The following is an 11,889-nucleotide window of genomic DNA, read 5'->3' as shown; positions in this document are numbered from 1 at the left end:
GGGCGCAAGCAGACTCAGACGGCCAGGCGCTTGCGGCCCTTGGCGCGGCGTGCGTTGATGACGGCGCGGCCACCGCGGGTCTTCATGCGCACGAGGAAGCCGTGGGTACGGGCGCGCTTGATCTTCGAAGGCTGGTAGGTGCGTTTCATTGCCATGGCAGTGCGGCCCGGACAAAGCCAGGGCTGTTCAAGTTAGAGGGAAACCCGCAATTATCGCTGAGAAACCCATCGGACGGCAAGCACCATCCCAAACCAGCGGCTCTGGACCTGGAGTTGGCCCACTTGTTCTTGCCGATTGCAAGGCGGACGACCGCACCTCGTCGCAACTTGTAACAGTCGCCCCAAGGGTGTGGATAACTTGGCGCCCGGACTACAATGGCCGCCAGCCCCGAGCCGTTTGTCCACAAGAAAAATCTTCCTCCCGTATTCATGATCGAGGGCCAACTCCCCCCTTCTGCCTCCGCCGCCGACCCCTCCGGGTTGTGGTCCGCCTGCGTCGACCGCCTGGCGCAGGAAATCCCCGAGCAGCAGTTCAACACCTGGATCCGTCCACTGTCCGCCGTGGTGGCACCGGACAGCTCGCGGGTGACGCTGGCGGTGGCCAACCGGTTCAAGATGGACTGGATCCGGGCCCAGTACGCCGCCCGCATCACCGCCCTGCTGGAGAGCCTGCAAGGTACGCCAGTTGTTCTTGAGTTAGCGCTCGCTCCGCGCGAAACCCAGATTCGATCAACACCTTCCGCGCGCACGGTGCAAGAACAGGTGCTGGCCGAACTGCCCGATGTGGCGCCGGCCGAGCCGTCGGCCCACAACGGCCCGCGCAACCGCCTGAACCCCGCGCTGACCTTTGCGACCCTGGTCGAGGGCTCGGCCAACCGCATGGCGCGTGCCGCCGCCATGCACGTCGCGGGCAGTCTGGGCCAGCTCTACAACCCGCTGTTCATCTACGGCGGCGTCGGTCTGGGCAAGACCCACCTGGTCCATGCGATCGGCAACCAGCTGCTGGCCGACAAGCCGCAGGCCAAGGTTCTGTACATCCACGCCGAGCAGTTCGTTTCGGATGTGGTCAAGTCCTACCAGCGCAAGACTTTCGACGAGTTCAAGCAGCGTTACCACTCGCTCGATCTTCTGCTGATCGACGACGTGCAGTTCTTCGCCAACAAGGAACGCACGCAGGAAGAATTCTTCAACGCCTTCGAGGCGCTGCTGGCCCGCAAGAGCCACATCGTGCTGACCAGCGACACCTATCCCAAGGGCCTGGCCGACATCCACGAGCGCCTGGTCTCGCGCTTCGACTCCGGGTTGACGGTGGCCATCGAGCCGCCCGAGCTGGAAATGCGGGTGGCGATCCTGATCAACAAGGCGATCGCCGAGAACGCCGTGATGCCCGAGGAAGTCGCGTTCTTCGTGGCCAAGAACGTGCGCTCCAACGTGCGCGAGCTCGAAGGCGCGCTGCGCAAGATCCTGGCCTACAGCCGCTTCAACCAGAAGGACATCTCGATCCAGCTGGCGCGCGACGCCCTGAAAGACCTGCTGTCGATCCAGAACCGGCAGATCTCGGTCGAGAACATCCAGAAGACCGTGGCCGACTACTACAAGATCAAGGTCGCGGACATGTATTCGAAGAAGCGCCCGGCCAGCATCGCCCGCCCGCGCCAGATCGCCATGTTCCTGGCCAAGGAGCTGACCCAGAAGAGCCTGCCGGAGATCGGCGAGCTGTTCGGCGGCCGGGACCACACGACCGTGCTGCACGCGGTGCGCAAGATCGCCGCCGAGCGCCAGACCAACACCGAACTGAACCAGCAGCTGCATGTGCTGGAGCAGACCCTGAAAGGCTGAGCAGGGGCGGTCGGGACAGTCTGTAAAAACAGGTGAAAATAGCCAAGTTTTGGGTTTCGAGGGGGCTGCGAGGAACGCCCGAGGAGAGCGCCACCGGAGAGCGCCAGTCAACCAGTGACGAAAGAGTCTGACATGATCGTTTTGAAGTCTTCCCAGTCCAATGTGCTGGCTGCGCTGCAGTCGGTCGCCGGCATCGTCGAGCGCCGCCACACACTGCCCATCCTCGCCAACGTGCTGCTGCGCAAGACCGGCTCGCAGGTCCAGCTGACCACCAGCGACCTGGAAATCCAGATCCGCACCACAGCCGCCCTCGACGGCGATGACGGCAGCTTCGCCACCACGCTGGGCGCGCGCAAGCTGATCGACATCCTGCGCACCATGCCGGCCGACCAGACCGTGAGCCTGGAACACACCGGCGGGAAGACAGTGCTCAAGGGCGGCAAGAGCCGCTTCACGCTGCAGAGCATGCCGCCCGAAGACTTCCCGCTGGTGCAGGAATCGGCCAGCTTCGGCCCGGTGTTCGCCGTGCCGCAGAAGACCCTCAAGAGCCTGCTGTCGCAAGTGTCGTTCGCGATGGCGGTGCACGACATCCGCTACTACCTCAACGGCATCCTGTTCGTGGCCGAAGGCAAGAAGCTCTCGCTGGTCGCCACCGACGGCCACCGCCTGGCGTTCGCCAGCGCCGAACTGGACGTGGAAGTGCCCAAGCAGGAAGTCATCCTGCCGCGCAAGACCGTGCTGGAACTGCAGCGCCTGCTGTCCGACAAGGAAGGCGCGATCGAGATGCAGTTCGCCGCCAACCAGGCCAAGTTCAGCTTCGACGGCATGGAGTTCGTCACCAAGCTGGTCGAGGGCAAGTTCCCCGACTACAACCGCGTGATTCCCAAGAACCACAAGAACATCGTCACGCTGGGCCGCCAGCCGCTGCTGGCCAGCCTGCAGCGCACCGCGATCATGACCAGCGAGAAGTTCAAGGGCGTGCGCCTGAACGTCGAGCCGGGCACGCTGCGCGTCGCCTCCAGCAACGCCGAGCAGGAAGAGGCGGTCGACGAACTCGACATCGACTACGGCGGTGACGCCATCGAGATCGGCTTCAACGTCACCTACCTGATCGACGCGCTGCAGAACATGACGCAGGAAATGGTCCGCATCGAACTGGCCGACGGCAACAGCTCGGCACTGGTCACCAACCCGGACGACAACGCGTTCAAATACGTGGTGATGCCGATGCGGATCTGATCCGTCATTCCCCGCAGCCACCTTGCAGACCAACCCGCTGACCAGCGGGTTTGGCGTTTCTAGAAGTCAGAGAAATTCACCATGTCCGAAGCCAACAAGCCCGCAGAACCCGGTTCCGATGCCGTCCACACCGGTGAAGCAGGGGCCGACAGCTCCAATTTCCAGCCCAAGATCGACGCCCACCAGGCCGGCGCGAGCGAGGGTTATGGCGAAGGCGCGATCCAGATCCTGGAAGGCCTGGAAGCGGTGCGCAAGCGCCCGGGCATGTACATCGGCGACACCTCCGACGGCACCGGTCTGCACCACCTGGTGTTCGAGGTGGTCGACAACTCCATCGACGAAGCCCTGGCCGGCCACTGCGACGACATCGTCGTCACCATCCACACCGACAACTCGATCAGCGTCACCGACAACGGCCGCGGCATCCCGACCGGCGTGAAGATGGACGACAAGCACGAGCCCAAGCGCTCGGCCGCCGAAATCGCGCTGACCGAGCTGCACGCCGGCGGCAAGTTCAACCAGAACTCGTACAAGGTCTCGGGCGGCCTGCACGGCGTGGGCGTGTCCTGCGTGAACGCGCTGTCCGTGTGGCTGCGCCTGGTCGTGCGCCGCGAAGGCCAGGTGCACCAGATCGAGTTCGCGCGCGGCTTCGTGCAGAACCGCCTGCTCGAGATGCGCGACGGCGTCGAAGTCTCGCCGATGAAGGTCACGGGCGCGACCGAGAAGCGCGGCACGGAAGTTCACTTCCTGCCCGACACCGAGATCTTCAAAGAGAACAACGACTTCCACTACGACATCCTGGCCAAGCGCCTGCGCGAGCTCTCGTTCCTGAACAACGGCGTGCGCATCCGCCTGAAGGACGAGCGCAGCGGCAAGGAAGACGACTTCTCCGGTGCCGGCGGCGTCAAGGGCTTCGTCGAGTTCATCAACAAGGGCAAACAGGTCCTGCACCCCAACTGCTTCCACGCGCTGGGCGACCGCACCAGCGACCAGGGCACCAACATCGGTGTTGAAGTCGCGATGCAGTGGAACAGCGGCTACAACGAGCAGGTGCTCTGCTTCACCAACAACATCCCGCAGCGCGACGGCGGCACCCACCTGACCGGCCTGCGCGCCGCGATGACCCGCGTCATCAACAAGTACATCGAAGAGAACGACTTCGCCAAGAAGGCCAAGGTCGAGGTCACCGGCGACGACATGCGCGAAGGCCTGTGCTGCGTGCTGTCGGTCAAGGTGCCAGAGCCCAAGTTCTCCAGCCAGACCAAGGACAAGCTGGTCTCCAGCGAAGTGCGCGGCCCGGTGGAAGACGTGGTGGCCCGCCTGCTGACCGACTACCTGCAGGAAAAGCCCAACGACGCCAAGATCATCTGCGGCAAGATCGTCGAGGCCGCCCGCGCCCGAGAAGCCGCCCGCAAGGCGCGCGAAATGACGCGCCGCAAAGGCGTGCTCGACGGCATGGGCCTGCCCGGCAAACTGGCCGACTGCCAGGAGAAAGACCCGGCGCTGTGCGAGATCTACATCGTCGAGGGCGACTCCGCCGGTGGCTCCGCCAAGCAGGGCCGCGACCGCAAGTTCCAGGCGATCCTGCCGCTGCGCGGCAAGATCCTGAACGTGGAGAAGGCGCGCTACGAGAAGCTGCTCACCTCCAACGAAATCCTGACCCTCATCACCGCGCTGGGCACCGGCATCGGCAAGGCCGGCGGCGAAGGCGCCAACGGTGACGGCAAGGACGACTTCGACGTCGCCAAGTTGCGCTACCACCGCATCATCATCATGACCGACGCCGACGTCGACGGCGCCCACATCCGCACCCTGCTGCTGACCTTCTTCTACCGCCAGATGCCCGAACTGGTCGAGCGCGGCCACATCTACATTGCGCAGCCGCCGCTGTACAAGGTGAAGAACGGCAAGGAAGAGCTGTACCTGAAAGACGCGCCCGCGCTGGACCAGTTCCTGCTGCGCATCGCGCTGCACGGCGCCAAGGTGCAGACCGGCGGCGCGGCCAACACCGTGCTCGAAAGCGACACCCTGGCCGAGCTGGCGCGCAAGCACCAGGTCGCCGAGCGCGTGATCGACCGCCTCTCCAACTTCATGGACGCCGAAGCCCTGCGCGCGATCGCCGACGGCGTGAGCGTCAAGCTCGACACCGTGGAAGACGCCGAAGCCAGCGCCGTGGCCATGCAGGCCAAGCTGGCCGAGCTGAGCACCACCGGCGTGCCGCCCGAAGTGGCCGGCGAGTTCGACGTGCGCACCGACAAGCCGGTGCTGCGCATCAGCCGCCGCCACCACGGCAACATCAAGAGCAGCATCCTCACGCAGGACTTCGTGCACGGCGCCGACTACGCGGCCCTCGCGACCGCGGCCGACACCTTCCGCGGCCTGCTCGGCGACGGCGCCAAGGCGCAACGCGGCGAAGGCGACAAGCAGAAGGAAGAAAAGGTCGGCGACTTCCGCCAGGCCATGCAGTGGCTCATCAGTGAAGCCGAACGCACCACCAGCCGCCAGCGCTACAAAGGCTTGGGCGAAATGAACCCCGAGCAGCTGTGGGAAACCACCATGGACCCGACCGTGCGCCGCCTGCTGCGCGTGCAAATCGACGACGCAATCGAAGCCGACCGCGTGTTCACGATGCTGATGGGGGATGAGGTGGAGCCGCGGCGGGAGTTCATCGAAACCAACGCCTTGCGGGCGGGCAACATCGACGTGTAATGATCACGCAGGGTTTCTGCGTGATTTCAGGCTGACGGCAGGAGGAACCGGACGTGGTTCGGTTGCTTCGCCGGCTTCAGCTCAAAGTGGTGCGGAAACTTGCCAAACAGCTTGGCACTGGACGAATTCCTGCCAAGCAGTTCTTTGTCGTGCAGCGCTTTGGCCGCCTCTCCGAGAGAGAACCATTCACCCGTACGCAATGACGGCACCGCCTCCAGGACGCCCTCTGGCGTGACTTTGTTGGTCGTTGCCGCCTGCTTTTTTGTGACGATCTTCTTTTCCGCAGGTGCCTTTTTCGTCGCAGCTTTGGGCGCCTTCTTGCTGGAGGACGCCGCCGCCTTGGCTGCCGCTCTGGGTTTGGCGGACTTGGCGGCATCGGTGGATCCCGTTGCCGCCGTCTCACGGCCCACATAGATGACTTTGTCGTACGCCTTCACGGCTTCTGGCGCCATCTTGCCGTACTCCGACGCACACAGGACCTTGATACCCCGTTCGCGAAGCCGCACGACCAGGGGCACGAAGTCTGCATCTCCCGAGCCGATCACCAGCGTCGTCGGCTGCGGTTGCTGACACGCCAGTTCCATCGCATCCACCGCGAGCGCCATGTCCGTGGTGTTCTTGGTGAGGTAGACGTTCAGAAAAGGGCGGATGGCCCAGTCGCGCAGCGATTCGGCCAGGCCTTTGAGGTTTTCCGCGCTGCCGTATGCCCGCCGGACAGCGACAGGGCCCTCGGTGGCCTCAATGGCGGTGATGGCTTCGTTCACCCAGGCGGGGGAACTCAGGTTGTCTGCATCGATCAGGAAAACGATCACGTTGTGCTCCCCTTTGACATGGGCGCATCTTATGCGGGGACAACGGCCTACACCGTCTCCCGCTGCTCAAACCCTTCGAGCACCTCACCGCCCTCCACCTCCGTCACCATCACCCCGTCCACCCGCGCCATCTCCGGCCCTCTCCATGCCCAATCGATCAGCGCCTGCACCGCATCTCCCGGTCCACAGACAAGGGCTTCCACGCTCCCATCCACCCGGTTGCGCACCCAGCCGCTCAACCCCAGCGTGGTCGCCTGCCGCGCCATGTTCCAGCGGTAGCCGACGCCTTGCACGCGGCCGGTGATGCGCAGGTGGCGGGTGATGACGGGCTGGGTGCTCATGGCTGTTCAGGCAGGGGAAGGGCAGAGGCGGGCAGGCCGAACACGGTATCGAAGGCGAGGTTGAACAGGAAGGCGTAGACGAGGAAAAAGAGCGAGAGACCGACGTCGAGCAGCAGCGCTTGCCCCAGGCCGATCTGCAGCCACCAGATGAACAGCGGCACCAGGAGGACGCTCAGGCCGAGTTCGAAGCCGATGGCGTGGGCGGCGCGGCGGCGGAAGCTGCGGCCGCGCACGGTCTGGCGCGACTCCCAGCGCTCGAAGGCGGTGTTGTAGGCGAGGTTCCAGACCACGGCGATGACGGACGAGGCGACCGCGGCCACGCCGGCGTGCTCCAGGCTGGCGCCCGAGCCGGCGGACAGGCCGTTGCTGGTGACGGCGATGGCGATCGCTTCGAACAGGGTGACGTAGACGATCTTGCGGCGGATGCCTTGCATGGGATGGGACAGGGGTTGGGCTCGGCGGTATGCTCCTGCGATTGTGATTGACGTCAGGAGCGCCGAGGATGTTGCGAGTGGTCTGTCTGTGTGCCGAGTGGTGCAGCGCCTGCCGGGCGTGGCGGCCCGAGTGGGACGCGATCGCGGCGCGCTACCCGCAATGGCAGTGGCAATGGCTGGACATCGAGGACGAGGTCGACCTGATGGACGAGGTCGGGCTGGACATCGAGACCTTCCCGACGGTGCTGATCGCGCGCGGTGACCGGGCGCTGTTCCTCAGCGCGATCCCGCCGCAGCCGGCGTTCCTGGACAACCTGATCGCGCGCCTGAGCCCCGAAGGGGCGGCACCGCAGGGCGTGACGCCCGAAGCCGTCGCGCTGGCGCAGCGGCTGGCGGCGCGGGGCGGCTGAGCGCCCCTTTTTCTTTCCCGCAAGCACCGGAACCGGGCGGCCCCATGGGCCGGATCGGGGCGCACGGCCGCGTCCGCGCCCCGATGTGCACCGGTCTGATGCGCGCATCTTGCATACAAGGCCTGTGAACCGGCTGGCACGGTTCTGGCAAGAGGGGTCGGCAACCACCCTTGCCCACCATGACCTCCAGCGACATCGCCGACCGCATTGTTGAAGCCATCCTGGCGCAGAAGCTCGCGCCGGGCGCGCGCCTGGGCGAGCAGGCGCTGTCGATGCTGTTCGACTGCAGCCGCACCCTGGTGCGTGAGGCCATGATGCAGCTGGCGGCGCGCGGCATCGTCACCGTCAGCTCGCGCCGCGGCTGGTTCGTCGTCGAGCCCTCGGAGGCCGAAGCGCGCGAGGCCTTCGAGGCGCGGCGCGTGATCGAGACCGGGCTGATCCGCAGCGCGGCACCGATGGACAAGGCCAAGCTGGACAAGCTCAAGCGCCATCTCCGCGACGAGAAGCAGGCGCTCAAGGGCAGCGACGTGGGCCGGCGCAGCTACCTGCTGGGCGACTTCCATGTGTGCCTGGCCGAGTGCCTGGGCAACCAGCTGCTGGCCGACACGCTGCGCGACTTCACCGCGCGCACCACGCTGATCGCGATGCTCTACCAGAGCACGCACGACGCCGCGCATTCGTGCCAGGAGCACGTCGACATCGTCAAGGCGCTCGAAGCCGGCGACACCGTGCGCGCCGAGGCGTTGATGGCGCAGCACATCGGCCATGTGCAGCAGGCGCTGCGGCTGGACACGGCAGCGGCCGACCCGCTGGCCGGTCTGCGCGCGGCGCTGGCGCCCGTGTCGGGCCCGCGCGAGAACCCCGATTCCTCTTCCTCCCCCACCTACCTAGGAGCTGTTCTATGAAGACCACCAAACGCCACCTGCTCGTCCTCTCCGCCGGCCTCGCCCTGACCGCCATCACTGGTGTTGCGCAGGCACAGACCGCGCTGGACGACGTCATGAAGGCCAAGGCGATCAAGATCGCGATCCCGACCGACTTCCCGCCCTACGGCTTCGTCGGCACCGACCTGCAACCGCAGGGCCTGGACGTGGACATGGCCAAGTACATCGCGACCAAGCTGGGCGCCAAGGTCGAGCTGGTGCCGGTGACCAGCGCCAACCGCATCCCCTACCTGCAGACCAAGAAGGCCGACCTCGTCATCTCCACGCTGGGCAAGAACCCCGAGCGCGAGAAAGTCATCGACTTCACCATCGCCTACTCGCCGTTCTTCCAGGCGGTGTTCGCGGCCAAGTCGCTTCCGCTGGCCTCGTTCGCCGATCTGGCCGGCAAGTCGGTCGGCGTCACGCGCGGCGCCATCGAAGACCAGGAGCTCTCCAAAGTCGCGCCAGCCACGGCCGACATCAAGCGCTTCGAGGACAACAACGCCACCGTCTCGGCCTTCGTCTCGGGCCAGGTGCAGGTGATCGCGACCGGCGCCTCGGTGGCGGGCAACCTGATGGCGCGCAACCCGCAGCTGGGCACCGAATACAAGCTGCTGCTCAAGGACAGCCCGAACTTCATCGGCGTGGCCAAGGGCGAAGACGCGCTGCGCAGCAAGGTCAACGAGATCATCCTCGGCGCGAAGAAGGCGGGCGACATCGACGCGATGGCCAAGAAGTGGCTGGGCCGCCCCGCCGGCAATCTGCCTGAATAACCCCCACGCTCCGCCGCTACGCGGGTCGCTGCCCCCCGAGGGGGCTGATTCGCCTTGGGGCGTCCCGGCGGCGAATCGCATCACCGCATCGTTAAGGACCTGAACACATGCGCATCGAGTTCGATTTCCCGGCCGTGCTGGAGCAATGGCCGCTGCTGCTGCACGGCGTGGGCTGGACGCTGGGGCTGACCGCGGTGTCGGCCGTGTTGGGCGTGGCGCTGGGCGTGGCCTGCGCCTGGGCACGCAGCCACGGCCCCACCTGGCTGCGCTGGGTGGTGAGCACGTATGTGGAGCTGATCCGCAACACGCCCTTCATCGTGCAGCTGTTCTTCGTGTTCTTCGGTCTGCCCGCTGCGGGGGTGAAGCTCACGCCCGAGATCGCTTCGGTGATCGCGATGGTGATCAACCTCGGCGCGTATGCGGCCGAGATCGTGCGCGCCGGCATCGAGGCCACGCCCAAGGGCCAGTTCGAAGCGGCGGCCAGCCTGGCGCTGACCAGGGCGCAGACCTTCATCCACGTCGTGCTGCCGCCCGCGCTGCGCAAGGTGTGGCCGGCGCTGACCAGCCAGATCATCATCGTGATGCTGGGCTCGGCGGTGTGCGGCCAGATCGCCACCGAGGAGCTGAGCTACGCGGCCAACCTGATCCAGAGCCGCAACTTCCGCGCCTTCGAGGCCTTCATCATCGCCACCGGCATTTACCTGCTGCTGGCGATCGGCGTGCGTGCGCTGCTGAACTGGGCCGGTCCGCGCTTCATCTTTGGCCAGGGAGGTTCCCGTGGTTGACTTCACCCTCTGGGACATCCTGCGCAACCTGCTGCTGGCCGCGCGCTGGACGGTGGCGCTCTCGCTGATCGCCTTCATCGGCGGCGGACTGGTGGGCCTGTTGCTGCTGGTGGCGCGCATGGCGCGCTGGCCGGGGGCGCAGCGCTTCGTCGCCGGCTACGTGCAACTGTTTCAGGGCACGCCGCTGCTGATGCAGCTGTTCCTCGCGTACTTCGGTCTGGCGCTGTTCGGCGTCGACACCTCGGCCTGGGTCTCGGCCGCGCTGGCGCTCACGCTCTACACCAGCGCCTTCCTGTGCGAGATCTGGCGCGGCTGCGTCGCGGCCGTGCCCAAGGGGCAGTGGGAAGCGGCGCAGAGCCTGGCGCTGAGCTTTGCCGAGCAGCTGCGCTACGTGGTGCTGCCGCAGGCCACGCGCATCGCCATCGCACCCTCCGTGGGCTTCCTCGTGCAGGTGATCAAGGGCACGGCGCTGGCCTCCGTCATCGGCTTCGTCGAACTGACCAAGGCCGGCACCATGATCACCAACGCCACCTTCCAGCCCTTCCTGGTCTACAGCTGTGTGGCCCTGATGTATTTCGCGCTGTGCTTCCCCGTGAGCCTGACCGCGCGCTCCCTTGAAAGGAAGATGAATGTCCAGCGCTGAATCCACCGCCACCGCCGCGCCCATCGTCGACATCCGCGCGCTGCGCAAGTCCTACGGCAGCAACGAGGTGCTCAAGGGCATCGACCTGCAGGTGAAACCCGGCGAGGTGATCGCCATCATCGGCAAGAGCGGCTCGGGCAAGAGCACGCTGCTGAGATGCATCAACGGGCTGGAGGTGTTCCAGTCGGGCGCGCTGACCGTCGACAGCCAGCCGCTGCTGCACGACAACGCCGCCGCCATGCGCGCGCTGCGCCAGCACGTGGGCATGATCTTCCAGCAGTTCAACCTGTTCCCGCACCTGAGCGTGGGCCGCAACGTGATGCTCGCGCCCGGGCTGGTGAAGAAGACCGCGAAGGACACCGGCGAGCAGCAGGCGCGCCGGCTGCTGGAGCGCGTGGGCCTGGGCGAGAAGTTCGACGCGTACCCCGACCAGCTCTCGGGCGGTCAGCAGCAGCGCGTGGCGATCGCGCGCGCACTGGCGATGGAGCCCAGCGTGCTGCTGTGCGACGAGATCACCTCGGCGCTCGACCCCGAACTGGTGGGCGAGGTGTTGCGCGTGGTGGAGTCGCTGGCCGACGAGGGCATGACGCTGCTGATGGTGACGCACGAGATGAACTTCGCGCGCAAGGTCAGCGACCGCGTGATCTTCATGCACCAGGGCCGGGTGCACGAGATGGGCCCGCCGGCCGAGCTGTTCGCGGCGCCGAAGACGCCCGAGCTGCAGCAGTTCCTGGCGTCGATTCACTGAGCGGTCTTTCTTACCCTCGAAAATATAAAGCTATCTTTATATTCAACAAGAGAATATGATGCGCCGGTGAGCGAGGTTCGCTGGCATGCGCCAACCGAAGCCTCAAGGCTTGCAGACTCCCGTCTGCCCAGCCCGTCTCCGTGCCGTGTGCGGCCTTGCGGTCCATACAGCATCTGTCCTTGCGGCATCCCCTCGATGCCGCTCCTCTCTGCGCCGCCGGGCTGTGTCCCGATC

13 protein-coding genes are annotated in these 11,889 nt (G+C 65.8%); 9 read left to right on the top strand and 4 right to left on the bottom strand.

The genetic code is table 11. The features are described from left to right. Positions 1-14: 14 nt before the first annotated feature. A complete protein-coding gene (rpmH, locus tag ACS5NL_RS00925) occupies positions 15-149 on the bottom strand; it encodes a 50S ribosomal protein L34 (protein ID WP_066096666.1) in 135 nt (44 codons plus the stop codon). 279 nt (positions 150-428) lie between these two features. Between rpmH and dnaA the strand changes: the two genes are divergently transcribed. The 3 genes from dnaA to gyrB all read left to right on the top strand — a co-directional run bounded on the left by dnaA (position 429) and on the right by gyrB (position 5,786). Then, a complete protein-coding gene (dnaA, locus tag ACS5NL_RS00920) occupies positions 429-1,838 on the top strand; it encodes a chromosomal replication initiator protein DnaA (protein ID WP_439351686.1) in 1,410 nt (469 codons plus the stop codon). Between the two features lie 132 nt (positions 1,839-1,970). Continuing rightward, positions 1,971-3,077 (top strand): DNA polymerase III subunit beta, encoded by a 1,107-nt coding sequence (dnaN, locus tag ACS5NL_RS00915; protein WP_439351685.1) that lies wholly within the window; start codon positions 1,971-1,973, stop codon positions 3,075-3,077. An 81-nt stretch (positions 3,078-3,158) separates the two neighbouring features. Beyond that, positions 3,159-5,786, top strand: a complete 2,628-nt coding sequence (gene gyrB, locus ACS5NL_RS00910) for a DNA topoisomerase (ATP-hydrolyzing) subunit B (protein ID WP_439351684.1) — start codon at positions 3,159-3,161, stop codon at positions 5,784-5,786. A gap of 26 nt (positions 5,787-5,812) precedes the next feature. Here the strand turns inward: gyrB and ACS5NL_RS00905 are convergent, their stop codons facing one another. From ACS5NL_RS00905 to ACS5NL_RS00895, 3 genes are read right to left on the bottom strand one after another with little or no spacing between them, the layout of a single operon-like run. Next, on the bottom strand, positions 5,813-6,598 hold the full coding sequence (locus ACS5NL_RS00905) for an NYN domain-containing protein (protein ID WP_439351683.1): 786 nt from the start codon (positions 6,596-6,598) through the stop codon (positions 5,813-5,815). A 47-nt stretch (positions 6,599-6,645) separates the two neighbouring features. Further along, the gene (locus tag ACS5NL_RS00900; RefSeq protein ID WP_439351682.1) at positions 6,646-6,939 is read right to left on the bottom strand and encodes an acylphosphatase; all 294 of its coding nucleotides are present in this window, start codon (positions 6,937-6,939) and stop codon (positions 6,646-6,648) included. Further along, entirely contained in the window at positions 6,936-7,373 is a 438-nt protein-coding gene (locus tag ACS5NL_RS00895; RefSeq protein ID WP_439351681.1) for a PACE efflux transporter, read from the bottom strand. The genes ACS5NL_RS00900 and ACS5NL_RS00895 overlap by 4 nt, the downstream gene beginning before the upstream one ends. A 68-nt stretch (positions 7,374-7,441) precedes the next feature. Between ACS5NL_RS00895 and ACS5NL_RS00890 the strand changes: the two genes are divergently transcribed. The 6 genes from ACS5NL_RS00890 (at position 7,442) to ACS5NL_RS00865 (ending at position 11,655) form a co-directional block, all read left to right on the top strand. After that, positions 7,442-7,783, top strand: coding sequence for a thioredoxin domain-containing protein (locus ACS5NL_RS00890; protein WP_439351680.1), 342 nt, complete (start codon positions 7,442-7,444; stop codon positions 7,781-7,783). Between the two features lie 179 nt (positions 7,784-7,962). Continuing rightward, on the top strand, positions 7,963-8,688 hold the full coding sequence (locus ACS5NL_RS00885; protein WP_439351679.1) for a GntR family transcriptional regulator: 726 nt from the start codon (positions 7,963-7,965) through the stop codon (positions 8,686-8,688). Next, positions 8,685-9,479 carry a transporter substrate-binding domain-containing protein gene (locus ACS5NL_RS00880; RefSeq protein ID WP_439351678.1) on the top strand — a complete coding sequence of 265 codons (795 nt, stop codon included), beginning with the start codon at positions 8,685-8,687 and terminating at the stop codon, positions 9,477-9,479. The genes ACS5NL_RS00885 and ACS5NL_RS00880 overlap by 4 nt, the downstream gene beginning before the upstream one ends. Positions 9,480-9,586: 107 nt before the next feature. Next, positions 9,587-10,264: an amino acid ABC transporter permease gene (locus tag ACS5NL_RS00875; RefSeq protein ID WP_439351677.1), complete on the top strand. Its 678-nt coding sequence runs from the start codon at positions 9,587-9,589 to the stop codon at positions 10,262-10,264. Beyond that, positions 10,257-10,907, top strand: a complete 651-nt coding sequence (locus ACS5NL_RS00870; RefSeq protein ID WP_439351676.1) for an amino acid ABC transporter permease — start codon at positions 10,257-10,259, stop codon at positions 10,905-10,907. The genes ACS5NL_RS00875 and ACS5NL_RS00870 overlap by 8 nt, the downstream gene beginning before the upstream one ends. Further along, positions 10,894-11,655, top strand: coding sequence for an amino acid ABC transporter ATP-binding protein (locus tag ACS5NL_RS00865; protein WP_439351675.1), 762 nt, complete (start codon positions 10,894-10,896; stop codon positions 11,653-11,655). Before ACS5NL_RS00870 ends, ACS5NL_RS00865 begins: the two co-directional genes overlap by 14 nt. Positions 11,656-11,889: the final 234 nt, after the last annotated feature.

Origin of the sequence: Hydrogenophaga sedimenti, from assembly GCF_051857515.1 — a bacterium.
Classification (GTDB): Bacteria; Pseudomonadota; Gammaproteobacteria; order Burkholderiales; family Burkholderiaceae_C; genus Hydrogenophaga.
Note: the sequence above shows the minus strand (reverse complement) of the source record. Positions and strands in the feature narration are given on the sequence as shown.